Source organism: Thermobifida sp. (genome assembly GCF_017577275.1).
GTDB classification, from domain to species: Bacteria; Actinomycetota; Actinomycetes; order Streptosporangiales; family Streptosporangiaceae; genus Thermobifida; species Thermobifida fusca.
This window is the reverse complement of sequence record NZ_PITY01000017.1, coordinates 16,569-41,257: the sequence shown is the minus strand read 5'-3', so window position 1 is coordinate 41,257 and position 24,689 is coordinate 16,569. Positions and strand designations below refer to the sequence as shown.

Annotated in this window: 24 protein-coding genes; 15 read left to right on the top strand and 9 right to left on the bottom strand. The window is 65.4% G+C overall.

The genetic code is table 11. The features are described from left to right. Window positions 1-102 precede the first annotated feature (102 nt). Complete coding sequence (locus CW348_RS03485) at window positions 103-966, top strand: N-acetylmuramoyl-L-alanine amidase (protein ID WP_016189287.1); 864 nt, start codon at window positions 103-105, stop codon at window positions 964-966. A 114-nt stretch (window positions 967-1,080) separates the two neighbouring features. Further along, window positions 1,081-1,725, top strand: a complete 645-nt coding sequence (locus CW348_RS03480; protein ID WP_104612660.1) for a DivIVA domain-containing protein — start codon at window positions 1,081-1,083, stop codon at window positions 1,723-1,725. Window positions 1,726-1,735: 10 nt separating this feature from the next. On the opposite strand, the gene CW348_RS03475 is transcribed toward CW348_RS03480, so the two are convergent. Continuing rightward, window positions 1,736-2,338 (bottom strand): TetR/AcrR family transcriptional regulator, encoded by a 603-nt coding sequence (locus tag CW348_RS03475; protein WP_011293178.1) that lies wholly within the window; start codon window positions 2,336-2,338, stop codon window positions 1,736-1,738. A 271-nt stretch (window positions 2,339-2,609) separates the two neighbouring features. Between CW348_RS03475 and CW348_RS03470 the strand changes: the two genes are divergently transcribed. After that, on the top strand, window positions 2,610-2,861 hold the full coding sequence (locus CW348_RS03470; protein ID WP_011293179.1) for a DUF6504 family protein: 252 nt from the start codon (window positions 2,610-2,612) through the stop codon (window positions 2,859-2,861). 4 nt (window positions 2,862-2,865) lie between these two features. On the opposite strand, the gene CW348_RS03465 is transcribed toward CW348_RS03470, so the two are convergent. Further along, window positions 2,866-3,507, bottom strand: a complete 642-nt coding sequence (locus tag CW348_RS03465) for a YigZ family protein (protein ID WP_011293180.1) — start codon at window positions 3,505-3,507, stop codon at window positions 2,866-2,868. A 59-nt stretch (window positions 3,508-3,566) separates the two neighbouring features. On the opposite strand from CW348_RS03465, the gene CW348_RS03460 reads away from it, so the two are divergent. Further along, the gene (locus CW348_RS03460) at window positions 3,567-4,058 is read left to right on the top strand and encodes an NUDIX domain-containing protein (RefSeq protein WP_011293181.1); all 492 of its coding nucleotides are present in this window, start codon (window positions 3,567-3,569) and stop codon (window positions 4,056-4,058) included. 59 nt (window positions 4,059-4,117) lie between these two features. Here CW348_RS03460 and CW348_RS03455 read toward each other — a convergent pair whose 3' ends face one another. Further along, window positions 4,118-4,600: a glutathione peroxidase gene (locus CW348_RS03455; protein WP_016189289.1), complete on the bottom strand. Its 483-nt coding sequence runs from the start codon at window positions 4,598-4,600 to the stop codon at window positions 4,118-4,120. Window positions 4,601-4,748: 148 nt separating this feature from the next. On the opposite strand from CW348_RS03455, the gene CW348_RS03450 reads away from it, so the two are divergent. The 5 genes from CW348_RS03450 to CW348_RS03430 all read left to right on the top strand — a co-directional run bounded on the left by CW348_RS03450 (window position 4,749) and on the right by CW348_RS03430 (window position 12,149). Then, window positions 4,749-6,203, top strand: coding sequence for a hypothetical protein (locus tag CW348_RS03450; RefSeq protein ID WP_016189290.1), 1,455 nt, complete (start codon window positions 4,749-4,751; stop codon window positions 6,201-6,203). A 62-nt stretch (window positions 6,204-6,265) separates the two neighbouring features. Further along, entirely contained in the window at window positions 6,266-8,158 is a 1,893-nt protein-coding gene (locus CW348_RS03445; protein WP_011293184.1) for a methylmalonyl-CoA mutase family protein, read from the top strand. Continuing rightward, window positions 8,155-10,377: a methylmalonyl-CoA mutase gene (scpA, locus tag CW348_RS03440; protein ID WP_011293185.1), complete on the top strand. Its 2,223-nt coding sequence runs from the start codon at window positions 8,155-8,157 to the stop codon at window positions 10,375-10,377. The genes CW348_RS03445 and scpA overlap by 4 nt, the downstream gene beginning before the upstream one ends. Before the next feature lie 98 nt (window positions 10,378-10,475). Next, complete coding sequence (meaB, locus tag CW348_RS03435) at window positions 10,476-11,474, top strand: methylmalonyl Co-A mutase-associated GTPase MeaB (protein ID WP_011293186.1); 999 nt, start codon at window positions 10,476-10,478, stop codon at window positions 11,472-11,474. Window positions 11,475-11,780: 306 nt separating this feature from the next. Continuing rightward, window positions 11,781-12,149 (top strand): STAS domain-containing protein, encoded by a 369-nt coding sequence (locus CW348_RS03430; RefSeq protein WP_011293187.1) that lies wholly within the window; start codon window positions 11,781-11,783, stop codon window positions 12,147-12,149. Window positions 12,150-12,368: 219 nt separating this feature from the next. Here CW348_RS03430 and ptsP read toward each other — a convergent pair whose 3' ends face one another. Beyond that, window positions 12,369-14,066 carry a phosphoenolpyruvate--protein phosphotransferase gene (gene ptsP, locus CW348_RS03425; RefSeq protein WP_061783971.1) on the bottom strand — a complete coding sequence of 566 codons (1,698 nt, stop codon included), beginning with the start codon at window positions 14,064-14,066 and terminating at the stop codon, window positions 12,369-12,371. Between the two features lie 281 nt (window positions 14,067-14,347). Between ptsP and CW348_RS03420 the strand changes: the two genes are divergently transcribed. Continuing rightward, the gene (locus CW348_RS03420; RefSeq protein WP_011293189.1) at window positions 14,348-14,911 is read left to right on the top strand and encodes a superoxide dismutase family protein; all 564 of its coding nucleotides are present in this window, start codon (window positions 14,348-14,350) and stop codon (window positions 14,909-14,911) included. Between the two features lie 30 nt (window positions 14,912-14,941). Here the strand turns inward: CW348_RS03420 and CW348_RS03415 are convergent, their stop codons facing one another. Then, the gene (locus tag CW348_RS03415; RefSeq protein WP_011293190.1) at window positions 14,942-16,099 is read right to left on the bottom strand and encodes a carbohydrate kinase family protein; all 1,158 of its coding nucleotides are present in this window, start codon (window positions 16,097-16,099) and stop codon (window positions 14,942-14,944) included. A gap of 136 nt (window positions 16,100-16,235) precedes the next feature. On the opposite strand from CW348_RS03415, the gene CW348_RS03410 reads away from it, so the two are divergent. After that, complete coding sequence (locus CW348_RS03410) at window positions 16,236-17,618, top strand: 6-phospho-beta-glucosidase (RefSeq protein ID WP_011293191.1); 1,383 nt, start codon at window positions 16,236-16,238, stop codon at window positions 17,616-17,618. 180 nt (window positions 17,619-17,798) lie between these two features. On the opposite strand, the gene CW348_RS03405 is transcribed toward CW348_RS03410, so the two are convergent. Continuing rightward, complete coding sequence (locus CW348_RS03405) at window positions 17,799-18,146, bottom strand: hypothetical protein (RefSeq protein WP_011293192.1); 348 nt, start codon at window positions 18,144-18,146, stop codon at window positions 17,799-17,801. 117 nt (window positions 18,147-18,263) lie between these two features. Here CW348_RS03405 and trxA point away from each other — a divergent pair, with 117 nt between their 5' ends. Next, complete coding sequence (trxA, locus tag CW348_RS03400) at window positions 18,264-18,641, top strand: thioredoxin (protein ID WP_011293193.1); 378 nt, start codon at window positions 18,264-18,266, stop codon at window positions 18,639-18,641. A 202-nt stretch (window positions 18,642-18,843) separates the two neighbouring features. Then, window positions 18,844-19,890 carry an NAD(P)-dependent alcohol dehydrogenase gene (locus CW348_RS03395; RefSeq protein ID WP_011293194.1) on the top strand — a complete coding sequence of 349 codons (1,047 nt, stop codon included), beginning with the start codon at window positions 18,844-18,846 and terminating at the stop codon, window positions 19,888-19,890. A 324-nt stretch (window positions 19,891-20,214) separates the two neighbouring features. Here the strand turns inward: CW348_RS03395 and CW348_RS03390 are convergent, their stop codons facing one another. Next, complete coding sequence (locus CW348_RS03390; RefSeq protein WP_287462761.1) at window positions 20,215-20,442, bottom strand: hypothetical protein; 228 nt, start codon at window positions 20,440-20,442, stop codon at window positions 20,215-20,217. A 709-nt stretch (window positions 20,443-21,151) separates the two neighbouring features. Here CW348_RS03390 and CW348_RS03385 point away from each other — a divergent pair. Both CW348_RS03385 and CW348_RS03380 read left to right on the top strand, forming a co-directional pair. Further along, complete coding sequence (locus CW348_RS03385) at window positions 21,152-22,117, top strand: hypothetical protein (protein ID WP_104612659.1); 966 nt, start codon at window positions 21,152-21,154, stop codon at window positions 22,115-22,117. 389 nt (window positions 22,118-22,506) lie between these two features. Continuing rightward, window positions 22,507-23,358, top strand: a complete 852-nt coding sequence (locus tag CW348_RS03380) for a hypothetical protein (protein ID WP_169803327.1) — start codon at window positions 22,507-22,509, stop codon at window positions 23,356-23,358. 34 nt (window positions 23,359-23,392) lie between these two features. Here CW348_RS03380 and CW348_RS03375 read toward each other — a convergent pair whose 3' ends face one another. Both CW348_RS03375 and CW348_RS03370 read right to left on the bottom strand, forming a co-directional pair. After that, a complete protein-coding gene (locus tag CW348_RS03375) occupies window positions 23,393-23,872 on the bottom strand; it encodes a DUF488 domain-containing protein (protein WP_011293198.1) in 480 nt (159 codons plus the stop codon). 309 nt (window positions 23,873-24,181) lie between these two features. Then, the gene (locus CW348_RS03370) at window positions 24,182-24,595 is read right to left on the bottom strand and encodes an ATP-binding protein (RefSeq protein WP_287462758.1); all 414 of its coding nucleotides are present in this window, start codon (window positions 24,593-24,595) and stop codon (window positions 24,182-24,184) included. Window positions 24,596-24,689: the final 94 nt, after the last annotated feature.

Genomic DNA, 24,689 nt, shown 5'->3' with positions numbered 1-24,689 from the left:
GTGCGTTCGGTAACCGATGTGGCATAGGTTGGTTATGGTCATTGCGGCCACACCCATTCCACCGTTACGACTGTCTGTTCCGGAGGAAGCATTACCGCCCGAGTGCCCGCTCCCCCGCGCCTGCTGCGCCTCCTCGCAGCCGTTACCGGAATACTGCTGACCACCGCGTGCTGGACGCCTCCCCCGGACGCCCGCCCGCCCATGGCAGAGACCGCCTCGCTTCCTCTGCCCAGGCCGGACGACATGCCCGGACCGCGCGACACGCCCGCACCGTCGCCTCCGGCTGCGCCGCTGCCCCTCGACGGCGCCGTAGTCGTCGTCGACCCGGGCCACAACGGCGGCAACGCTGACGCGGCCCGCGAGATCAGCCGCGCCGTTCCCGCAGGCCCCAGCACCAAGGAGTGCGACACGGTGGGCTCCCGGACCGAGGACGGCTACTACGAGCACGAGTTCACGTGGGAGCTGTCCCTCCTCGTCCGCGACCGCTTGGAGGAGCAGGGCGCAACCGTCATCCTCACCCGCGACAGCGACGACGGGGTCGGTCCCTGCATCAACGAACGCGCCAAGATCGGCAATGAGGCTGAGGCGGACGCGGCGATCTCCATCCACGCCGACGGCGCCGCCCCCGGCTCACGGGGCTTCCACGTCATCGTCCCCGGTGAAGTCCCTGGGTTCACCGAACCGATCCTGGAGTCCTCCTACGCCCTCGGCGTAGCGCTCCGCGACGAATTCCACGCGGTGACCGGACACCCCTACTCCGACTACCTCGGTGAGGAAGGCATCGACGTCCGCACCGACCTGGGCGGGCTCAACCTGTCCACCGTGCCCAAGGTGTTCCTCGAAGTCGGCAACATGCGCAACCCTGAAGACGCGGCCAAGCTCACCGACCCCGAGTGGCGTGCCCTCGCCGCGGACGGCATCGTCGCCGGGATCAGCCGGTACCTCGAGGAGGCGCCAGCGCGGTGACCCGCAGCCGCCTGGCACGGCGGCACGGTTCCCCGCTCGGACCCGCTTCCCCACAGGGTGCCCCGGACACTCCGGGTTCGCTTTGTATGGTGCTGATCACTTCCTGACTGCACAATGGGTGCTATGCCACTGACATCCAGTGACGTGCGCGACAAGCGGTTCAGCACCTCGCGCCTGCGCCTGGGGTACGTCCAGGAGGACGTCGACGCCCTGCTGCGCCGGGTGGAGGAGACGCTGCGCGCGCTTGAGCAAGGAACCCGCCCCACAAAGCTCATCACCGCCTCCGACGTAATGCGCGCGCAGTTCCGCACCACGGTCATGCGGCCGGGCTACGACGAAGAGGAGGTGGACGCCTTCCTCGACGAAATCGCGGAAACCCTGCGGGAACTCGGGCTGTACTCGCAGCAGTTGCGCACCGGGAAGCACAGCGCCGAATACTTCCGCCGCGAGGCCGCCCCCAAGCCCCGGGAACCGGTCTCCCCGCGCATGCGCCCAGAAGACATCCGGAACAAGGGCTTCCACACCACCCGGCTGCGGATCGGCTACTCAGATGAGGAAGTCGACGCCTTCCTCGACCTGGCCGAGGCCACGGTTGCCGCTCTGGTGGAGGGCAGGCCCCAGGAGGCCCGGTTGACCGCATCACAAGTGCGCGGCGTCCGCTTCTCCAGCACGCGGTTCCGTCCCGGCTACGTAGAAGAAGAGGTGGACGCGTTCCTCGACGAGATCGCCGACGAGCTGGAACGCTACGGCCTGCACTGACCTCGGCGGATCAGTCGGCGCGCAGGCTCGCGAGCAGCAGGTCGGCGTAGTACTCGCCCAGCTGGGCGCCGTCCAGCTCGCCGTCGGCCCGGTACCACATGCTCAAGTGGTGGATGGAGCCGAAGAAGTAGTTGACCACGATGTCCGCCGGGATCTTGTCTTGGAATACCCCTTCACGCATCCCCTCCTCGACCAGGGAGCGGAACAGCTCGTGGTAGGCGCGGCGCTCCTTGCGCACCTCGCGCTGGCGGTCCGGCGAGAGCATGTGCAGTGAGCGGAAGAAGATGACCATGTCGTCAAGGTTGTCCACGGTGGTCTTGACGACATCGGCGGCCGCTGCGTGCAGGCGTTCGGTGACGTCTCCACCTCTCTCGACGATCTGGGCGAGCCGGCTCATCTGCAACTGCAGCACGCGCTGGTAGATCGCGAAGAGCAGGTCGTCCTTGGAGGTGAAGTAGTGGTACATCGCCCCCTTGGTGACCCCGGCTGCCTCAACCAATTCTTGGACTGAGACGCGGTCGAAACCACGCTGGGCAAACAGCCGGGTGGCCTCGGCCAGGAGGCGGTCCGGCACGGAAGGGGAGACCGTGGTGGACTCCGCTGACTGCGTCATGTTCCCCTACACCTCTCGCGTCCGCCGCGGATCTGCGGCGCCGTCACTCCCCGGATGGGCACGTCCCCTCAGCATAGAACACGCGACATACCGACCAGTCTGTCGGTTCGGGTAACCATGGCGGGGAAACCCTGACACCATTGTGTTCCGGAGCTCACCCACCGCTCAATCCAGCAAGAATGAACGGTAAGGGTTTTCGTATTAAGGTCTAGCTTCGACCCGCTGCCACAGACTGTCCCACAACCGAACCTATGTTCGATAAAGTGCGCGGGTGAGTCTTTACAACGAGCAGATCGACGTCCGTTCCACCACTAACGACGCTCCTGTCCTCTTCTCCTGGCGCGGCACCCTCTACCGGGTGCGCCGCGTCATCGGCACCTGGCACGGCACCAGTTCTGAGGCCGCCAGCGAAGTGCGGCTCGTCCGAGTCGCCGCCGAATCCGACCACGGCCACCGCGGCATCGCCGACATCGTGCTCGACACCGCGACCAACCATTGGACGATGCGTCGTCTGTGGTACTGACCGGCTACGGCGCGGTCCCATCCGCGCCGACTTCCACCTCCACGGTCGTCTTTCCTTGCAGCTCGCAGAGGGCCTGCCCGGCGGTGATCTCGGCCACCCACGCCGTGAAATCCGCCGGGTCGGTCCCGTACAGCGCGACATCGATCTCCACGTCGGCCCCGTACCGCACGTCCACGACCCGGTGCGGCGACTCCCGCAGATCGCTCTCCAACCGCCCGGCCTGCTGGTAGTCGGCGAGCACTGTCACCACCGGAAGAGAGCGGCGCTCCAAGATCCCGACCTCGTCGATCGCCGCGGCCACCGCGCTCCCATACGCCCGGATCAGCCCGCCCGCGCCCAGTTTGATCCCCCCGAAATAGCGGGTCACCACCGCAGCCGTGTCCGTCAGCCCGCGGTGCCGCAGCACTTCCAGCATGGGCACCCCCGCGGTCCCGGCGGGCTCCCCGTCGTCGCTAGACCGCTGGATCCTGCCGTCCTCCCCCACAATGTAGGCCGTGCAATTGTGGGTGGCGTTCCAATGCAGTTTGCGCCGCTCCGCAATAAACTCCCGTGCCTCGTCCTCGCTGCTCACCCGGGCAAGCGCGCAAATGAACCGGGACTTTTTGATCTCGATCTGGTGTTCGCCGCCGCGTCTGATCGTTCTCATGCCGCCTTCGATCGTATGCGCCGCGTCCCGGCCCCAGCATGCTCTGTATGGTCGGTGCCATGCCGACACCTCCCTTCGTCCTCCGCTTGCGCGAGCAGGTGGGCCACGCCCTGCTGCCCCTCGTCGGAGTGACGGCCGTGGTCATCGACCCTGCCGGGCGCATCCTCCTGCACCGCCGCGCCGACGACGGACGCTGGTGCACCCCTGGCGGCCTCGTGGAACCAGGCGAGCAGCCAGCCGCCACCCTGGTGCGGGAACTGGAGGAGGAAACCGGGCTCCGCGTCCACCCGGAAACCCTGGTCAGCGCCGTCATGGAAGCGCCCTACACCTACCCCAACGGGGACCAGGTGCAGATCCTCGACCTCACCTTCCGGTGCCGTCCCCTCTCCGGGGAAGCCCGCGTCAACGACGACGAGTCGCTCGACGTGCGCTGGTTCGACTACGCCGCACTCCCGCCCATGCCCGGCCGCATCATGCGCCGCATCAACCACGCACTCGAAGGACGAGTCGGCTGGTTCGACCGCCGCAACGGCCCGTGGAGCGAGACCTGACCGTGCCGGGCAGGCGTCGCCGGCGCGCCCCACACGCTGCTGGGCCGCGCCGGATCCGGTCAGTTCGGCAGGTTCTCTTCGATCGCCCTGATGATCTCGGGGTCTTCAGGCTCCACCTGGGGCCGGAAGCGGTACAGCACCCTGCCGCCGGGGGCGACCAGGAACTTTTCGAAGTTCCACTGGACATCCCCCGCCAACCCCTGGGAGTCCCGAGCCTTGGTCAACTCGACGTACAACGGATGCCGGTTGGGGCCGTTGACCTCCATCTTCTCCAAGATGGGGAAACTGATGCCGTACGTGGTGGCGCAGAACAACCGGATCTCCTGGGCATCCCCCGGCTCCTGGCCGCCGAACTGGTTGCACGGCACCCCGATCACCGAGAACCCCCGGTAGGCGTACGCTTCCTGGAGCCTCTCCAGGCCGCTGTACTGGGGGGTCAGGCCACACTTGGAAGCGACGTTGACGATCAGCAGCAGTTGCGTCTGCGGCAGCCGGAACGGCTCGCCCTCCAACGTCCGCAACTCGCTCTGGTAGATCTTCATGTCCCGGAGCCTAGCCTCAGCCCCCTGCCCGTCCGAAGACCCCACAGGCGAATCCTGCCGCGCCACATGCCGAACCGTCCCGTGCTCACTCCCCCGCGGGCCTAGGATCGTGGCGCAGGCAATCCGGCACAGAGAGTTAGGGAGCGTCATGCGCAGCAGACAGCACGGCCTTTTGCGGCTGGTCACCAGCGTGGTCCTCCTGTCTGCCGCAGTGTCCTGCACCGGTGAGGACAGCCCCGAGCCGGAACCGTCGCCCACCCCGCAGCCGACCCCCACCGTCTACGCGGGGGAAGCCCCGCCCGGGCTCGCCGCCCAGCCGCTGCGCTACCTGCACGACCCTGCGCAGCCCGGCCAGGACATCCTCAGCGACCCCCTGGGGGTGCGCATCCACTCGGTTGGCGACGCCTTCCTCATCAGCTCCAACAGCGAAGAACGGCACCTGCTGCAGCACGCGGCCGACGGCACAGTCCTGTGGCAGGGGGAATCCCACATCGAACGGTTCACCCAGGACCGGGACGGCGCAGACGTCTTCGAAGTGAGCACCCGCACCGGCGACCGGGTGACCCGCACCGTGGTGAACGAGGCCGGGGAAACCGTGTGGACCGGCTCCGACCCCCGGGAGAGCTACCTCAACGGGCTCGTGGTGCGTGCCCCCGCCGAGTGGAGCGCCAGCGACCCGTACGGCACGTTCACCCTCCGCGACCCCGCCGCGGACGGCGTGGAATGGTCCTACGAGTTCACCGCCCCCGACGAGGCGGAAGCCAGCAGCGCCGAGGACCGCGACACGGCAGACGACGAAGACGACGCAGCAGAGCAGGCCGCCCACCTGGGAGTCCCGGTCGGGGCGCGCGACGAAGTCGTGCTGCTCGACGACGGCGCGGGCCTGCTCCAAGCCCGCGACCTGACTGACAAAGGGGCGCTGTTGTGGAGCGTCTCCGGTGACACGGTCGCTGCCGACGACGGCCGCACCCTGTCCGCTCCCCGGCCGCGCCTGGTCGGCTTCTACTCGCTGCCGGCCGACGACACGTCGCCCAGCGACGAGGCAGACGACGAAGACACCGACGCCGAGGCGCAGCCGCGCCGCACCGTCCTCGTCCGCTGGAGCAGCCCGGAAGAATCCTCGCTGCTCTCCCTGCACGACCTGCGCGACGGGGAGACCCTGTGGACGCTCACCGAACCCGGCAGCAACACGGTCGGCCGGGCTTTCGCTACCACCCCGGTCACCGGAACCGTGTGGAACGGCACCACCGGGGTCCTGCTCGTGCCGCAGGCCGACGCCACCACGTCGCTCATCGCCGTGGACCTGGTGTCCGGGGAAACCCTCTGGGTGTTCGAGGACGCTGTGGAACGGTCGATCGCCCCGCGCTTCGCCCTGGCCGGATACGTCTACGGGGACACACGCGCCGAAGACGGGGGTACGCAGGTCGTGTTCGACAGCAGGACCAAAGACGTCGTCGCCGACGACCTTTCCGGCTATGTGGAAGCGGTGACCGACGACGGGTACGCCCTCGTCGTCCAGAACCGCCAGCGGTTCGTCTTCGCCCCCGAAACCCCGCCCGGCGGCACCGCCACTCCGTCACTGTCCCCCACAGAGCGTGGCTGAGATGCGCTTTCCCTGAACCCTGGTGCCCGGCGAACCGAACGCCATTCTCTACTATCCGGGGTATGAGCGTGCCGGAGAACACAGCCACGGCGACCGGTGCTCTGCCCTTGGCAGCCGAGTTCCCCTCGGTGACGAAGGAGCAGTGGCGCGAACTGGTCGCGGGAGTGCTGCGGAAGAGCGGGGTCGACGTCGAGTCGGCGCCCGAGACGCCCGAAAGCCTCCTGACCACCACCACTTACGACGGGATCGCCATTCAGCCGCTGTACGACAGCGGCGACGACATCGAATCCGGTTTCCCCGGCCTTGCGCCGTTCATCCGGGGAGCACAGCCACAGGGCGCGGTTGTCGAGGGCTGGGATGTGCGCCAGCGCCACGCTCACCCCGACGCCGCGACCGCACGCAACGAAATCCTCGAAGACCTGCACAACGGCGTCACCTCGATCTGGCTGGGCGTGGGCGCCGCCGGAGTGCCCGTCGACCGGATCGACGAGGCGCTCGCCGACGTCCACTTGGACCTGGCCCCGGTCGTCTTGGACGCCGGAGCCGACTACGAGGCTGCCGCGGCCGCCCTGCTCGCCGCCTACGCCGACCGGAACCTGCCGGACAGCGTGGTCTCCGGCAACCTGGGCATCGACCCGCTGGGAGTCGCTGCCCGCACTGGGGAGCGGGCCGACCTGGCCGCGGCCGCGCGTTTCGCTGCCCCGCTCGCCGCCACCCGGCCCCAGTTGCGTCTCGTTGTCGCCGACGGCACCCCCGTGCACGAGGCCGGCGGCTCCGAAGCGCAGGAACTGGGTGCGGCGATCGCCGCTGGCGTGGCCTACCTGCGTGCGCTCACCGACGCCGGGCTGGACCTGGCGGACGCGGCTTCCCGGATCGAATTCCGGTTTGCGGCCAGCGCCGACCAGTTCCTCACCATCGCCAAGCTGCGTGCTGCGCGCGCCATGTGGCACCGGGTCACCGAAGTGTGCGGGCTCACTGAACCGCACCGCGGCATGCGCCAGCACGTCGTCACCTCCGCGGCAATGATGACCCGCCGCGACCCGTACGTGAACATGCTGCGCACCACGCTGGCGTGCTTCGCGGCGGGAGTCGGCGGCGCGGACGCGGTCACGGTCCGCCCGTTCGACCACGCCCTGGGGCTGCCTGATGCACTCGCCCGGCGGATCGCTCGCAACACCCACTCGCTGCTGCTGGAAGAGTCCCACATCGCCCGGGTCATCGACCCGGCGGGCGGCTCCTACTACGTGGAACGCCTCACCGCCGACCTGTACCAGCGCGGCTGGTCGTTCTTCCAAGAGCTGGAAGCCGCCGGCGGCATCGTGGACGCGCTCGCGTCCGGGCTCGTAGCTGACCGGGTGAACGCGGTGTGGGAGGAGCGCCGCGTCAACCTGGCCCACCGCCGCGACCCGCTGACCGGGGTGAGCGAGTTCCCCAACCTTGACGAACCAGTGCTGGAGCGGGCTCCCGCGCCTGTGGTGCCCGTGGCGGACGCACCCAACGTGCTGCGCCCGCGACGCTACGCCGCCGGTTTCGAGGAGCTGCGCGACCGGTCGGATGCGACACTGGCCGCCACCGGTCAACGGCCCCGGATCTTCCTGGCCACGCTGGGCCCGGTCGCCGTGCACACGGCCCGGGCTACTTTCGCCGCCAACCTGTTCCAGGCGGGCGGGATCGAACCGGTCAGCGGCGGCGGCGCCGGGCCCGAGGAGGCCGCGGCCGCGTTCCGGGAAAGCGGGGCGCGTGTCGCCTGCGTGTGTTCCAGTGACCGGGTCTATGCCGAACAGGCCGCGGCCACGGTTGCCGCGCTGCGTGAAGCAGGCGCGGAACGGGTACTGCTGGCCGGGCGTCCCTCTGAGGACTTCTCCGCTGCCGGGGTCGACGACTTCGTGTTCACCGGCTGCGACGCACTGACCCTGCTCACCGACCTCACCGACTTCCTTGGAGCAGCCCGATGAGCGCGAACATCCCGAACTTTGCGGAGATCGCTGCGGGCACCCCCGCGGCGGCCTCCAGTCCGGAACAGGCCGAGCGGTGGCGTCAGGCGCTCGTGGAAGCCACCGGGAAGAACCCGGACGCACTGGTGTGGGAGACCCCTGAAGGGATCAGCGTCAAACCGCTGTACACCCAGGCTGACCGGGAAGGCTTGGACTTCCTCCGCACCTATCCAGGGTTGGCGCCGTTCCTGCGCGGCCCCTACCCGACCATGTACACCACGCAGCCGTGGACGATCCGGCAGTACGCGGGCTTCTCCACGGCGGAGGAGTCCAACGCGTTCTACCGCCGCAACCTGGCGGCCGGCCAGAAAGGGCTGTCGGTCGCGTTCGACCTGGCCACCCACCGCGGCTACGACTCCGACCACCCGCGGGTGGCGGGCGACGTGGGCATGGCCGGGGTGGCGATCGACTCCATCTACGACATGCGGCAGCTCTTCGACGGCATCCCGCTGGACCGCATGAGCGTGTCCATGACCATGAACGGCGCAGTGCTCCCCGTGATGGCCCTCTACATCGTGGCCGCGGAGGAGCAGGGGGTGGCGCCCGAACAGTTGGCGGGGACCATCCAGAACGACATCCTCAAAGAGTTCATGGTCCGCAACACCTACATCTACCCTCCGCAGCCGTCGATGCGGATCATCTCCGACATCTTCGCCTACACCTCCAAGCGGATGCCGCGGTTCAACTCCATTTCGATCTCTGGCTACCACATGCAGGAGGCCGGGGCTACCGCGGACCTCGAGCTGGCGTACACGCTGGCGGACGGGATCGAATACATCCGCGCCGGGCTCAACGCCGGGCTGGAGGTGGACGCTTTCGCGCCCCGCCTGTCGTTCTTCTGGGCGATCGGCATGAACTTCTTCATGGAGGTCGCCAAACTGCGTGCCGCGCGGCTGCTCTGGGCGAAGCTGGTCAAACAGTTCTCGCCGAAGAACCCCAAGTCGCTGAGCCTGCGCACCCACTCGCAGACCTCCGGCTGGTCGCTGACCGCCCAGGACGTGTTCAACAACGTGGTGCGCACCTGCGTGGAGGCGATGGCCGCCACCCAGGGCCACACCCAGTCCCTGCACACCAATGCGCTGGACGAAGCCCTGGCACTGCCCACCGACTTCTCCGCGCGGATCGCCCGCAACACCCAACTGGTGCTGCAGCAGGAGTCCGGCACCACCCGGGTGATCGACCCGTGGGGCGGCAGCGCGTTCGTGGAGCGGCTCACCTTCGAACTCGCGGCCCGCGCCTGGGGACACATCCAAGAGATCGAAGAAGCCGGGGGCATGGCGAAAGCCATCGACGCGGGCATCCCCAAGATGCGGATTGAAGAAGCCGCGGCCCGCACCCAAGCGCGGATCGACTCCGGACTGCAGCCGGTCATCGGGGTCAACAAGTACCGGCCGGAGACCATGGACGAAATCGAGGTCCTCAAGGTCGACAACAGCCGGGTGCGCGCCGAGCAGATCGAGAAGCTGCGGCGGCTCCGCGAGGAGCGCGACGAGGACGCGGTGCAGGAGGCGCTGCGGCGGCTCACCGCAGCGGCGGCCGCCGAGTCGAACGGTGCGACACTGGAGAACAATCTGCTCGCCCACGCGGTGGATGCGGCCCGGGCTATGGCCACGGTCGGGGAGATCTCCGAAGCGATCGAGAAAGTGTACGGACGGCACTCCGGGCAGATCCGCACCATCCAGGGCGTGTACCGGGAAGAGGCGCACAACGCGGAGGCGGCACGACAAGCCATGGACGAGGTTGCCGCGAAGGTCGCGGAGTTCGAAGAAGCAGAGGGACGCCGGCCGCGGATCCTCGTCGCCAAGATGGGCCAGGACGGCCACGACCGCGGGCAGAAGGTGATCGCCACCGCTTTCGCAGACCTCGGTTTCGACGTGGACGTGGGCCCGCTGTTCCAGACGCCCGCTGAGGTCGCCGCGCAGGCGGTCGAAGCCGACGTGCACATCGTCGGTGTGTCGTCGCTGGCCGCGGGGCACCTCACGCTGGTGCCTGCGCTCCGCGACGAACTCGCCGCCCTGGGGCGCTCCGACATCATGATCGTGGTCGGCGGGGTGATTCCGCCGTCCGACTTCGACGCCCTGTACGAGGCGGGTGCCGCGGCGATCTTCCCGCCGGGCACGGTGATCGCCGAGGCTGCGCTAGGGCTCCTCGACCAGCTTCGGGAGCGGCTGGGACACTGAGTGGTCCCACCCAGGCGCGGGGATCCCGGACTGCCGGGGTCCCCGCGTGTTCCATCTGTCCCGGACGCACTCGCTGACCTGCAGACGATCGAGGAGCTATGAGCAGAACGATTGACATCGACGCCTACGCCGAGGGTGTGCTCGCCGGCCACCGGCCCACCTTGGCGCGGGCGATCACCCTGGTGGAGTCGCGCCGCACCGACCACGCGAAACTGGCCCAGCAGTTGCTGGTCCGGCTGCTGCCGCACAGCGGGAACGCGCACCGGGTGGGCATCACCGGGGTGCCCGGGGTGGGCAAGTCCACGTTCATCGACGCGCTGGGCAGCATGCTGACCGGGCGGGGGCACAAGGTGGCCGTGCTCGCCGTGGACCCCTCCTCGGTCCGCACCGGCGGCAGCATCCTGGGCGACAAGACGCGGATGACGCGCCTGGCCACGGACCCGAACGCGTTCGTGCGTCCCTCCCCCTCGGCGGGGACGTTGGGCGGAGTGGCCCGTGCGACCCGGGAGACGATGATCCTCATGGAAGCCGCCGGATTCGACGTGGTGCTGGTGGAGACGGTGGGTGTCGGCCAGTCCGAGGTCACCGTGGCCGAGATGGTGGACTGCTTCCTGTTCCTCACCTTGGCGCGCACCGGCGACCAGCTCCAAGGCATCAAGAAGGGTGTTCTGGAGCTGGTGGACGTGGTCGCGGTCAACAAGGCCGACGGTCCGCACGTGCAGGAGGCCCGCCGGGCTGCGCGGGAACTGTCGCGGGCACTGCGGCTGCTGCAGCCGCCCTCCCCGTCGTGGACTCCCCCCGTGCTCACTTGCAGCGGGCTGGAAGGGAGCGGCCTGGACGAGGTGTGGGAGCAGGTGCTGGCCCACCGGGCAGCGCTAGAAGAGACCGGGGAGCTGGCTGAGCTGCGCAGCCGGCAGCAGGTGGACTGGATGTGGGCGCAGGTCCGGGACCGGCTGCTGCAGGAGCTGCACACCAATCCTCGGGTGCGGGAGCTGGCCCCGCAGCTGGAGAACGAAGTGCGGGAGGGCACGATCACCGCGACGCTTGCCGCGGACCGAATCTTCGCCGCATTCACCGGAGTATCCCGGGACGAGTGAATCACCACCACCCCCACTTTTCCCAGGGGTCTGGCATTCTCGGGCCGGTTGCTCTCAGTAACGTGAAAATTTCTTGCTCTCAGCCATTCCCGATTGGCGTTTTGGCTAATACCGTGTGTGTCCAAAGCCTTACGAGCGACCAGGGGATCGGGGAGAGGCGCCCCCGCTACTCGGTGCGGGTGGACACCGTGGGGCGGGAGTATCGGCGCGAGTAGGGACCGCGCTGAGGGCAACCGGTCTATGACATGGCCTGAGGTCGCTATGGGGGACCCCTCATGACTTCGTGAGGCTGGGAGGAGTGACAACGTGTACAGGCTTGGGGTGAGCACCCGGGTCGAGAACCGCAGCGTGATCGTGTCAGTGGAGGGCGATCTCGACATTGCTACCGCGGGCGACCTGCGTTCCGCGGTCCAATCCGCGGTCGACGCACACGGGCCGTGGCTGATCCTTGACTTCTCCGCGCTGGACTTCATGGACTCCAGCGGTCTCAACGCCATCATCCACGCCTACCACCTGGTGCGGGAGCGCGGCGGCAGCCTCGCTCTCGCCGCTCCCAACGAGCGGGTGACGAAGGTCATCCGCCTGGTGGGACTGCACCGCCAGCTTCCCGTGCACCGGACGGTGGCGGAGGCTGTGGCCGCCATGCGGGCTCTCGTGGTCAAGCAGGCCGGCTGAGTCTGCGCACGGTTCCGGTACGGCGCCGTGCTTCTGTGGGTCCGGCCGTATTCCGACCGGACCCACTTCTGGTGTGCGGTTCGCGGATGTTTCGTGAAGCAGCGGAAGGGTTTTGTTCCGCGTCCCGCCGGTGTTTTCCCCGCCCTAATATCGTGACTATTAGCTACAGATTCATTACTTTAAGCAACTGCTGTTGGTAACGTTTTTCCCGCCGCACCGCTAGGCGTCCAGCACCGCGGGATCAACCGCGGCGCGGACCGTCTCCCGCGCCTCGCAGGGCCCGGCAGCGTCCATTGCCAGCGCAGCCAGCTTCCGACAGTCCGCCACCGTGTGCCGGGCCAGCGCCCCGCGCACCACTGGCAAAGCCGCGGCAGCCATCGACAGACTCGTCACCCCGAGCCCCACGAAAACCAAAGCGAGCAGTGGATCAGCCGCAGCCTCCCCGCACACTCCCACCGGCCGTCCCGCCTCCCGGCCTGCCGCCCCGACCCGGCCCACCAGGTGCAGTACCGCGGGCTGCCACGGGTCCAGCAAGTCGGACAGCGCGGGACGGGTGCGGTCTGCCGCCAGCGTGTACTGGGCGAGGTCGTTCGTGCCGATCGACACGAAATCCACCTCGCGCACAACCCGGTCGGCCAGCAGCGCGGCCGACGGCACCTCAACCATCACCCCGACCTCGGCGATCCCTGCTTCCCGAGCCAAAGCCACGAAATCCGCGGCTTCCTGCGGGGTGGCGACCAGCGGCGCCATCACCCTGACGCGCGCCCGCGTCTCCTGCGCGGCCCGGGCCACCGCGGCAAGCTGCCGGCGCAGCACCTCAGGGGAGGTGCGCACCATGCGGAACCCGCGCACCCCCAACGCCGGATTGGGCTCGTTCTCCTGCGCCAAGAACGCCAGCGGCTTGTCCGCCCCCACATCCAGCGTGCGGACCGTCACCACACGGCCGCCGAACGCGCGGAACACCCGCGCATAGGCGGCGCTCTGCTCCGCACCCGTCGGCTCGGCCACCCGGTCCATGAACAGGAACTCGGTGCGCAGCAGCCCCACGCCCTCGCAGTCGTGCCGGGCCGCGCGTTCCGGATCCTCCCCGCCCAGGTTGAGGAGGAGCTCCACCCGCTGTCCGTCCTTGGTGCGGCCCGGCCCCGTAGCGAGCCCTCTGGCAGCCTGGGGGCGGGAATGCCGCTGGGTCGTGCACTGCTGCGCGGAGGAATGCACCACGACCGTGCCCTGGTCTCCGTCCACCGTGACCGGGGTCCCCTCGCACAACTGGTGCGCCTCAGCACAACCCACCACCGCGGGAATGCCGAGCGAACGGGCCAGGATCGCGGTGTGGTCCGTGGCCCCGCCCACCCGGGTGACGATCGCCAGCACCGTGTCCGCGTCCAACCTGGCCACATCCGCGGGGGCAAGATCGTCAGCGACCAGGACGAACGGGTGCCCCGGGACGGGCGGCCGCGGCATGGGGACATCCAACAGCACCGCTAACGCCCGATTCCGGATGTCACCGAGGTCCGCGGCGCGTCCCGCCACGTACTCCCCTGCACCGCGGAGCAGCTCCTGATAGGAGGCGACCGCCTCGTCGAGCGCCCACTCCGCGGCAAGCCCGTTGCGCACCCGCTCAGCGATCCCCGCAGCGAGTTGCGGGTCGCTGGCCATGAGCGCTTGGGCTTCGAGAATCTCCCGCGCCTCGCCGTCCACCGTGGCGGCTTGGCGGCGGAACTGGTCGGCGACCTGGTGGAGCGCGGCCGTAGCCCGGGCGATCTCCGCGTCAGGATCGGTGACCGCCGGGCGCCGTGGGGGAAGCGTCGGCGGCGCGGCCAGGACCGCAACCGGTCCCGTGGCTTTGCCCGGGCTGGCCGCGACCCCGGTCAGGGTCTGTTCTCCAGCAGCGGGGGAGCACCCCCGGTCCGGTTCCATCCGATCCTCCGTCATCCGTTGCGCACCGCCGTGCGCGCCCCGCAGCCCGCGCGGGCCGCGGCAGCGCAAACCGCCTCCATGGCGGGGCACCTGCCGCTGTTCCGCCAACGGCCCACCATTCCGACAACGGCAGACAACCCTCCACCACCCTGCCTGAAGGGGACCGACGAAACCACATTGTTCGCTTTCGGAAATCTCGGCATAGTGCGTTCACTCAGGCACATTGAGTAATGTATGCGCCCGAAAGCCGTGAATTACATCACTCCCGGAGAGGAACGGCCATGCGCATCCCGTCGACCGCCATCGGTGTGGCCCTGTCCCTGCTTCTGTTGGCGGGCTGCGGCTCCTCCGAAGAACCCAGACCAGAACCCTCCCACCAAGTCCAGGCGACCTTCGAACCCTGGCGGGAAGGGGCGACCGCCATCACCTACGACGAGGAGAACGTTCCTATCGGAGCCACCGTCGAAGTCACCATCACCCCGATCGACTCCGGCTCCGAGATCATGCTCAGCGTCACCGGACTGGTCGGCGACCGCGACTACGGCGCCCACCTGCACACCAACCCGTGCGGCGAAAACCCGGAAGACGCGGGCCCCCACTACCAGAACGAGCCTGCCCCCGACCCCTCCACGCCCGACCCCGACTACGCCAACCCGGAGAACGAGGCGTGGCTGGACTTCCACACCGACGAGGAAGGCCGCGGCCACTCGCAGACATCAGTGTCGTGGCAGCCCCGCGACGGCGAAGCCAACTCGGTGGTGATCCACGCGGAACGCACCCAGACCGTTCCCGTGCTTGCGGGCACCGCGGGAGAAACCCTCGCCTGCGTCACTATCCCCCAGTGACAGCCGACAGCCGCCAGGCTGCCCCACCGGTCACGGGCGAAGCCCGATCGTGGCGCTAGCCCGGCGCTGCGCGGTGGGCAGCCACGGCAACGGGACAAGATCCCCGAGAAAGCCATATTCGCGGGCAAGGCGCTCCCAGCTCTCGTCACGGCGGGACGCGCACACCTGCCCCCACCACGCGGCAATATCCGCCCACCCCGGAGCCGACAGCGACCCCCCGGTGTGCTGCACGGACAGCGCCGCGCACAAGTTAGCGAACCGCAGGCGCTGCTCCAAAGGCCACCCGGCCAGCGTGCCCATGATGAACCCGGCCCCGAACACGTCGCCCGCACCGGTGGTGTCCACGGCATCAATCACGATGCCTTCCACCTCGGCTTCCTCACCCGTGGTCTGGTCAATCGCGATCGCCCCGCGCGGCCCGTCCGTGACCACCGCGACCGGCACGTGCTCGGCGAGCGCCGCCACAGCCAGCGCCGGGCTGCCCGTCCGCGTGTACGCCATCGCCTCGATCGCGTTCGGCATGAACGCGTGACAGTGCCGCAGCTGCTCCAACACGGACGGAGACCAGCGCTGACTATCGTCCCATCCCACATCGGCGAAGATGAGCGTGCCGTTCTTCGCCTGCTCCTGCGCCCACTCCGGTACCCCGTCCTCATTGCTCAAACTGACGAACGCAGCCCGCGCCTGCGGCAAATCGCGCGCCATGTCCTGCAACGGGATCGGTGACGGATGCTCGTGGGTGACCATGCTGCGGTCACCCCGGTAGGCCAGCGACACCGTGAACGGGGAATGCCAGTTGGGAATCCGCCGAGACGCAGACAGATCCACCATCTCCTGGTTCGCCAGCGTCTCCCAGCAGAAGTCGCCGTACACGTCCTCCCCGAACGCTGCCGCCACTGCGGTGCGCAGCCCTAGCCGGGATGCGGCCACCGCCATGTTCGCCACCCCGCCGGGGCAGGACCCCATCCCCTGGGCGCTGACCTCGGTGCCGCTCGCCGGCGGCGAACTCAACCCGGTCAGCACAATGTCGAAGAAGACCGTCCCGCTCAACGCCAAGTCGATGGCGGGTCCGCCGCTCTCCCGGGTCTCCTTCAATACGTCCTTCGGCTCCCCCACCAGAGGAGTGGACTCGAGTTTTCCGTACTGGGATGTCAGCCCTTGGGGGTCCCCTGCTCCGTCCGAGGCCATCGGCGCTCCCTGCGTATCTGGTGCTCAAACCGTAGGTTAACCCTTTTCCCACCCGTATCGACGCTACGACGGCTCCGCTCCGGCCGAAGCCCACTACCGTGAAGCGCAGCCGCACCCGACAGGGAGGGGAAAAGACGTGCGACTGACCATCCTCGGCGGCGGTGGTTTCCGCGTCCCGCTCATCCACCGCGCCCTGCTCGCCGACGCACGGCACCCGGATCCGCCCATCACCGAGCTCGTGCTGTTCGACACCGCACCGGAGCGGGTGGCGGTGATCCGCACCATCCTGGAACAGCAGCGTGAAGCCCACCGGGCCGTCTACGGCGAACCCCCGCTCACCGTCCGCGTCGCAGACACCCTGGACGAGGCGTTGCGGGGAAGCGCCATCGTCTTCTCCGCGGTCCGTGTCGGCGGCGCCGAAGGCCGGGTCCGCGACGAGCGGGTGGCGCTCGCCGCTGGAGTACTCGGCCAAGAAACCGTGGGCGCGGGCGGGATCAGCTACGGGCTGCGCACCGTGCCGGTGGCCGTGGCCATCGCCCAGCATGTGGCCCGCCTCGCCCCCCAAGCATGGGTGATCAACTTCACCAACCCGGCCGGGCTGATCACCGAGGCGATGACCCAGATCCTCGGCGACCGGATCATCGGTATCTGCGACTCCCCGGTCGGGCTCGGCCGCCGCGCCGCCCGGGCACTGGGCTTGGACCCGGCGCGCGTCCACTTCGACTACGCGGGCCTCAACCACCTCGGATGGCTGCGCGGCCTGCACGCCGACGGCCGCAACCGGCTCCCCGACCTGCTCGCCGACGAGGCCGCGCTGACCTCGTTCGAAGAAGGCCGACTGTTCGGCGCGGCGTGGCTGCGCGCCCTGGGCGCCCTCCCCAACGAGTACCTGCACTACTACTATCTGGCCCGCGAAACCCGCGAAGAGATCGCCCGCACTCTTGCGGCCGGCGGCCACACCCGCGGGGAGCAGCTCGTCGTCCAGCAGAAAGAGTTCTACCGGCTGGCTGCGGCCCGCCCTCGCGACGCCTACGACCTGTGGGAGCAGACCCGTCGGGAGCGGGAAGAGACCTACATGGCCGACAACCGGCGCGCCGCCGGAGGAGTGGAACGCGACGAAGCCGACTTGGACGGCGGCGGCTACGAGCAGGTGGCGCTAGCGGTCATGCGCGCGATCCTCCGCGACGAGCCCGCCCGGCTGATCGTCAACGTCCGCAACCGGGGCGCCCTGCCCGGCGTGGACGCTGACGCAGTCGTGGAAGTGCCCTGCCTGGTCGACGCTTCCGGGGCCCGCCCACTCGCCGTGGACCCGCTCGCCCCGCACCAACTCGCTTTGGTGCACGCGGTCAAAGCCGTGGAACGGGAAGTCCTGCACGCGGTCCGCACCGGTTCACGGACTGCGGCGCTGCGGGCTTTCGCCACCCACCCGCTCGTGGACTCGGTGGCTGTCGCCCAACGCCTCCTCGACGGCTACCTGCAGGCTTTCCCCGAACTGGCCCGCATCCTGCCCGGAGACTAGAAAGTCCTGCCCCGATGCCGTCCCCATCGGGGCAGGACTGTTCCGCAGCCGTGCAGGAGGACGGCCACGGAACAGCGCAAGGGATGACAGAGCACCGGCTGGAGCCCGCGGCTGCTTCAGGGATGTGACACTGCTCGGTTGCAGTCGGGCAAACCCCTGGCCTCCCCGCTTCAGCCCCGGTCACCCTTCCGTGTTGCGCCGGACGAGAGCGACCGCTTCCCGAGCCCGGTACACGTCCATGCCGGTCGCCTCCCGGACCATCTCCACCGCTTCCGCTTCCCGACCTTCCCGTACCAGGTCACGCACTCGGGACAGAATGTGCGGGGCGAGGACGGGTTCGTGACCGGTGCTGTCCTCAACAAGCGGCCAATACCCCCCGATGCCGTTGCCTTCCGGCAGAGGCTCTATGCCGTCCGCGTCGAATGCCCGGCCTCCCCGGTACTCGGCCCCCCAGCGCACGAGCGCTATCCCCACCGCCATCACCAGGACAGCTCCGAGCAGTGAGACCAGCATCAGCAGCATGCTCATACTTCGACACTAAACGTCACCATCCCCACCGTGAGGGATTGGTCGCGGGGCGTCGGAACAAAACAGGACACGTACCGGTTACCCTAATACCCCTAGGGGTATTCAAGGGAAAGGACGGTGTCAGCCATGGCGACGATCGAACTCACCAAGGAGAACTTCAACGAAACCGTGACCGGCTCGGACATGGTGCTCGTCGACTTCTGGGCGAGCTGGTGCGGTCCGTGCCGCATGTTCGCCCCCGTCTACGAACGGGTCGCTGCCCGCCACGACGACATCGTCTTCGGCAAGGTCAACACCGAAACCGAACAGGAGCTCGCCGCAGCGTTCCGCATCTCCTCCATCCCCACCCTCATGGTGATCCGCGAAGGCGTCGTCGTGTTCTCCCAGGCAGGGGCCATTCCCGAGCAGGCCCTGGAAGCCCTGATCGCGGACGCCCGCAAACTGGACATGGACGAGGTGCGGCGCAAGATCGCAGAACAGTCCGCAAAGGCGTGACACGGCCCCACAGCAGAGGCATGCAAGGCCCACCGGTTCCGGTGGGCCTTACGCCTGCACCGGGCAGGCTGAGCGTCTCGAAGACCGCCGCCTTCCTCCCACCTTCCCGCTGACTTTCCGCCCGTTCCTTCCCCCCACCTGCGGGTAGTCGCCCCAATGGGATTGCAATCCCAAGGCGGACCGCTCGCAGAGGAGGAACACCATGCATGCCGTCCAATACCGTGAGGTCGGCCAGCCGCCCCGCGTCGTCGACGTTGACGTGCCCACTCCCGGCCCCGGCCAGATCCTGCTGCGCGTCACCGCCGCGGGAATCTGCCACTCCGACCTCACAGTCATGCACTGGGACGCCAAAACCCTCCCCTACCAGTTGCCGCTCACCCTGGGCCACGAGGGCGCTGGCGTCGTCGAAGCCGTGGGGGAGAACGTGAACGCCGTCTCCGTCGGCGACTCGGTTGTCGTCTACGGACCGTGGGGGTGCGGCACCTGCCACGCCTGCTCGCAAGGCCGGGAGAACTACTGTCCGCGCGCCGCGCGCCTCGGCATCATGCCCCCGGGACTGGGCCGTCCCGGAGCACTAGCGGAATACCTGCTCGTCGACTCGGAGCGGCACGTGGTGCCGATCGGGGACCTCGACCCGGTGAAAACCGTCCCGCTCACGGACGCTGGACTCACCCCGTACCACGCGATCAAACGCTCCATGTCCAAGCTGGAACCGGGCAGTGTCGCGGTGGTCATCGGCGCAGGCGGGCTGGGGCACGTCGGCATCCAGCTGCTGCGCCTCATGTCCGCAGCCACCGTGGTGGCCTTGGACATCCGCGAGGAGAGCCGGGAACTGGCGTTGCGCAGCGGAGCGCACCACGCGCTGCCGTCCGACTCCAAAGCCGTGGGCCTGGTGCGGGAGCTGACCGACGGCGCAGGCGCCGACGTGGTGTTCGACTTCGTGGGGGCACAGGTCACCCTCGACCTTGCCGCGCAGATGGCAGGCTTGGACTCCCACATCAACATCATCGGTATCGGCGGTGGGTCGCTGCCGGTGTCGTTCGACTCGCTCCCCTACGGCACCAGGGTGAGCACCAGCTACTGGGGCACCCGCTCCGAGCTGATCGAACTCGTCGAACTCGCCAAACAGGGCGCGATCGACGTGCACGTGGAACGCTACGAGCTTGAGGAAGGCCCCGAGGTGTACAAGCGGATGGAGGCCGGGAAGATCCAGGGTCGCGCGGTGTTGGTGCCCGCCCAGAGGTCGTGACAATCGTTTTGGGGTGGATACCCTCCTGGAAAAGTATCCACCCCAAGGATCTTTTATTACGCAAAACATCCAACGCAGAGCTGATTGACCAGCAATAGCTCAGGAAGTCTCTCTACCGTTCGACATAGTTCCCCGTTGAACGGGGACCACCATCTACCAGGTCGGGATCTTCTTCATATTTTCCACTGCTGCCCAATTCACTCCGCACCTGACGCCAAGCACGAATGATTGGCGGTATTCGTGCCAGGACCTCATTGATCTGCGAGAGTGTCAGAGTGACACAGCCGGAGAAGGCAAGGATAGCGAGAGTCAAGCTGTCCCACTTCACGGCGCTTCCCCGTCCTCAACTGGATGAGAAAGAGTGCGGTATTCACCTTCTTCTACATCGATTCCAAACTCTACCAAAGACTCTAATATGGCATCGGGTCCACAATCGATGTCTGAGAAGTCATGCTTACCGTCGCAACCTTCGGGACATTCCATTTCCTCACAAAGCTCCGGATCAGGAGGCATGGCGTCGTTGATGATCCGATAAGCGAGAGAATTCGCCACAGCGAACCTCGTTGAGATCATTTCCAACGCGAGTTGGAACTTTTTTTCTTTGCATAATCTCGTCCTCGTCCTCAACGGAGGCCGGTTGTTCGGGAGCACCGTCCTCAACCCAGGCATAAGCCGACTCCAATTCCATGAACAACCAGGCGGTCTGCGAAGCTCTGAGATCCTTCTCCGTAACGAGGTAGGCTACGGCCTCCGCTGCCCGACGCACCCGCTCAAGCTCAGCGAGATATCGTCCACGCTCTGCAGCCCACGCAGTTGCTTCCTTCCGAGCCTGCTCAGCTTTTCGGACAAGTGCGCTATCACGCAGTTGACGTGCCCGGGCGACCAGATGGGTTAGACAAGGGCGGCATGCAAACAACCCGAATCCTTCAGTCCCCCCGAGCGAGACTGGTGCGCGTCTCCCAAAAGGCTCGTTGCAGAAACAACAGTCCAGGCCAGCCACTTGTCCTGGGGTCGGGACTAGTGGTAACTCCGCACGGATCGTGGCACGGGCATAAGCAGGAATGTGCATACGCGAGCAACCCCTTGAAGCAACAAAGCTAGACGTCACCTTCCATGCTTCGGACATCTCTGGCTGCATGTCGTCATCTGACAGGAAAAGCCAGGAAGTTGACTAAAATTGACGCAATCAGACTGCTTTGTTGGCAAAACAGACTGCTTTGTTGGCAAAAGTTGACATTTCCTGCTGCTGGAAGGAGCCCATATGCCGGCAGACGCTACTTCATTCCCTGCTTCCTTGGCACACGAAGAGCTGGTTGAGGCTCTCCAGGAACTGCATAGAGCTACTGGATTGCTGAGCTATCGGAAGATCAGTTCGCTCATCAAGGACCGAGACGATCTCCCAGACAGTGTCAGTCATGAAGGCGTCCGGACTGCTCTCAAAGGAGAACGGAAGCCGCGCTGGGAGACTGTTCGCTCAATCGTTGTCGTGACGGCCGAGCAGTGCACTCCGCCTCGAGACCCCCAGTCCGAGGTGGCACGGTTCCTTCCGCTATGGCGTGCAACACGTCAGGGCGAGGCAGGAGCTTGGAAGTCTGCTCGAGAATTCGATCTCAGCGGCTGGGGCGGCGAGGACGGAAAGTGGACCCCTGAACTAGTTGCTGGACTCATCATCAATCCCTTCAACGCTATTGAAATCCACCCTTCATTGACACTCCCACATGAGCCAATAATTTCTGAAGATGAATGGATTTATTCCGTCAAAAGAATAATTGAAGAAAATGGAGTAGAGTTCGCTCTTCGCGCACTTTCGCGCATACTTAAAGGCGACTATCCAGGAGCAGAGGAAGGAGTACCTTATGGTTACAAGAGCCCCGAGGTTGAGGAAGTATCAGCCATCCAGGCTTTCCGTTACGGATGCTCAGAAATTTTGCGGCGCCTGCGCTCTGAGCCCAACCTTCTCCAAAAATCTGTACATGCCATCAGAACTGATGAGACGATAAGCCAAGAGGAGCGAGCGGAAATACTCCAGGAAGAGTCAGATGTCACTTTGTTGCGAGAGGTGATGACTGTAACTCCCGAAACTTGGCATGAAGTCTCAGAAGAAGCACATCACCTAGTATTCAACTATCTTATTAAAAGAATTGAAACTATCGGCCCCATCAATCTACCCCCAGAGAGTCGCTTTCGAATTATTTGGCGCATCCCTGAAGAGCCCCAGACACCTTAAAATCCAAAAACATTCAGAAAATTGGGAATTAGTAGATCATGGAGCGAAGATTTTTTAATTCCCTGTTTCAAACTTTTCTTTGGGATCGCTGGCGTTGGAGTGCCGCCCCGATCAAGCACCGGGAACGAAGAACTGCGGCTTAGCATCTCGACCACTGGCTTAGCGTGTGGCCATGAGGCTTCCTCACGGAGAGGTACTACTCTCCTCAGTCGTCCAGATAAGACGCAACAACTTTCCAACAGATAGACGACATAAATCCTCATAATAGAAATAATAAAAATTACAAAAAAAGAGGCTTGTTTTTCATATCTGTTTCCCACCCCCTTACCATGGGTAAAGTTTCTACATCGTGGAGAAATGGTCTTCTCGTCCTCTGCCAAAGGAGTCCTATGCCTCGAGAAGAACAACTGTCCCTTTTCAGCCCCGATCTCGAATCGCCTCCGTTAAAGCCTCCAGGGGATCAACTGGAGCGGATGCGGGTCCTCATTACAGTCAAAGCCGCTCCCACACCGTCAGAAACCTATGGCGAGACAGTCTGCGTCGCGGGTTTGCGCCTCGACCCTGACTGTCAAGGTTGGGTCCGGTTATATCCGATCAACTTTCGGGCACTCGAATCCGAGGACCAGTTTAACAAGTACGATGTGGTGTCTCTGTTCGCGAAACCATCGAGACTCCACGACCAGCGTCCGGAAAGCTGGCGTCCTCGCTTAGATTCCCTAAAAATCGAAAAAAAGCTGAAGGGATGGAAGAAAAGAATCCCCTATATCTCCGGCTTCATCGAGGAGTCCATGTGCCGGATCTACTGGCGGTGTAAAGAGGATCCCCAGGCACGTTCCTTGGCTGCTATCCGCCCGAAACGTATCTACGGTATCGAGGTTGCCCCGCATCCTCCGTGGACCCCTGAGGAGCAGCGGAAAATTGACAAGTATGTCAACCAGCTTGCCCTCGACTCCTCTGCGCCACGAACCGCTCTCGAGGCACCACGGTTCGCAGCGTGGTACCGCTACACCTGCTGGCAGCCAGAGTGTCGAGGCCATCGTCAAAGAATCCTCGACTGGGAACTTGTCGCTTTGCAGCGCCGCTTCCGACCGGCCTCCGACCAAGAACTCACATCGATTATCAAGGAGAAGTTTTTCGAAGAGATGTGTGCACCTACCAAGGACACCGTCTTCTTCGTCGGAAACCAAGCGAAGCGACGACACACTTTTTCTGTTCTCGGCATTTACTACCCCGATCGTTAAAATAGATTCTTATTTGCCGATTACTATCACTTCATCAGGCAGTAGCGAGCTTTCCGATACGATCACGGACTTCCCGGATCGTTACATAGCGGTGGCAGCGCTCTTCACAGGCCTCGAAGCACATCAGAGCAACTGTTCTTGTCATGGCCTGCTCTGCAATCCACTCGATCCACTGCTTTGCTTCATTGTTTTGCATAAGCTTTGAATATGTGGATCGTGCTTCCTCTAGCTCGCGCGGATCTCCAGAGAATCCTGGTCGATTCCACTTCGGATTCCCGAGACAGGAAGCGTGCTTGTACTCGATTCCGACAGCCTTGAGATTCTCACTTAACCTCGTTTTGCTAAGTCCAGGCTTTCGTGATATCGGAGTCTTTCTAATATCAACAAGAAGAGACACTTGGTCTTTTTTCAGTTTTTCTATAAATTGAAAGACATCGAGCCCTTCATAGCCCACTCCAACAACACCACAAGCATCAAACAGAGGAGTATCCGACATTGCCACCTCTCTTGCCAAGAACTCCTTAACCCAAGGATATCAGCAATCGAACAACAAAGACACAACTATCCTCAAACTATTTAAAACCAAAGAAGAGAAAGTTTTCCACATGATGTGGAAAACTCTAGCAGTCGAACCACAGTCAATTCCCACCCCATCACTCCCTCTAAAACTGTAACGACAAATTTTAAAGCCCCCAACCAAGACTTTCTCAAACACCATTTCCTTCACCGCATAATTCAAGCCTCCAAACCAAACTGTACCCACAAACAGAAACAGTCATATTTCGACAGAAAAATGAGTTAATTTCCACTGTTCATTCGACCGTCAGATCTCGAACCAGGTTTCTTGGCCGTGCCATCCTTTGCGACTTCCCCAGCGGTCGGCGAGAGCGTCAACGATGAAGAGCCCTCGGCCGTGTTTGTCGTCGGTTTCGGGTTTGGTTACGTGAGGGGTTTGTTGGCGGTTTCCGCTGTCGTGGACGGTGATGCGGACTATTTCGGTACAGGTGTGTTCGACGGTGACGAAAAAGCCGTCGCCGTGTTGGCCGGAGCGGGTGTGTTCGATGGCGTTGGTGGCCAGTTCGCTGGTGAGCAGAATTGCGTCGTCTTGGCGGGGGTGGCTGGGGAGTTCCTCGGCGATGAAGCGACGGACTTGGCTGATGGACCCGGGGCGGCCGGGGAACCAGCGGGCGCGGGCCGACTGTGTCGGATGGAGGGGGTGGGCAGCGTGCAGGCTCATCGCGGTGTGACCTCTCGTGAGACAGCCCATAGCCGACATGAACTGCGCGACCAGTATTTAAAGTACGGCTGGAGTACAATAAGTAAATGTTGTT

Coding starts and splice junctions, on each gene's coding strand:
- CW348_RS03480 (WP_104612660.1), top strand. CDS start 1,081: ATGGGTGCTATGCCACTGACATCCAGTGACGTGCGCGACAAGCGGTTC.
- CW348_RS03475 (WP_011293178.1), bottom strand. CDS start 2,338: ATGACGCAGTCAGCGGAGTCCACCACGGTCTCCCCTTCCGTGCCGGAC.
- CW348_RS03465 (WP_011293180.1), bottom strand. CDS start 3,507: ATGAGAACGATCAGACGCGGCGGCGAACACCAGATCGAGATCAAAAAG.
- CW348_RS03460 (WP_011293181.1), top strand. CDS start 3,567: ATGCCGACACCTCCCTTCGTCCTCCGCTTGCGCGAGCAGGTGGGCCAC.
- CW348_RS03455 (WP_016189289.1), bottom strand. CDS start 4,600: ATGAAGATCTACCAGAGCGAGTTGCGGACGTTGGAGGGCGAGCCGTTC.
- CW348_RS03450 (WP_016189290.1), top strand. CDS start 4,749: ATGCGCAGCAGACAGCACGGCCTTTTGCGGCTGGTCACCAGCGTGGTC.
- CW348_RS03445 (WP_011293184.1), top strand. CDS start 6,266: ATGAGCGTGCCGGAGAACACAGCCACGGCGACCGGTGCTCTGCCCTTG.
- scpA (WP_011293185.1), top strand. CDS start 8,155: ATGAGCGCGAACATCCCGAACTTTGCGGAGATCGCTGCGGGCACCCCC.
- meaB (WP_011293186.1), top strand. CDS start 10,476: ATGAGCAGAACGATTGACATCGACGCCTACGCCGAGGGTGTGCTCGCC.
- ptsP (WP_061783971.1), bottom strand. CDS start 14,066: ATGGAACCGGACCGGGGGTGCTCCCCCGCTGCTGGAGAACAGACCCTG.
- CW348_RS03420 (WP_011293189.1), top strand. CDS start 14,348: ATGCGCATCCCGTCGACCGCCATCGGTGTGGCCCTGTCCCTGCTTCTG.
- CW348_RS03415 (WP_011293190.1), bottom strand. CDS start 16,099: ATGGCCTCGGACGGAGCAGGGGACCCCCAAGGGCTGACATCCCAGTAC.
- CW348_RS03405 (WP_011293192.1), bottom strand. CDS start 18,146: ATGAGCATGCTGCTGATGCTGGTCTCACTGCTCGGAGCTGTCCTGGTG.
- CW348_RS03395 (WP_011293194.1), top strand. CDS start 18,844: ATGCATGCCGTCCAATACCGTGAGGTCGGCCAGCCGCCCCGCGTCGTC.
- CW348_RS03385 (WP_104612659.1), top strand. CDS start 21,152: ATGCCGGCAGACGCTACTTCATTCCCTGCTTCCTTGGCACACGAAGAG.
- CW348_RS03380 (WP_169803327.1), top strand. CDS start 22,507: ATGCCTCGAGAAGAACAACTGTCCCTTTTCAGCCCCGATCTCGAATCG.
- CW348_RS03370 (WP_287462758.1), bottom strand. CDS start 24,595: ATGAGCCTGCACGCTGCCCACCCCCTCCATCCGACACAGTCGGCCCGC.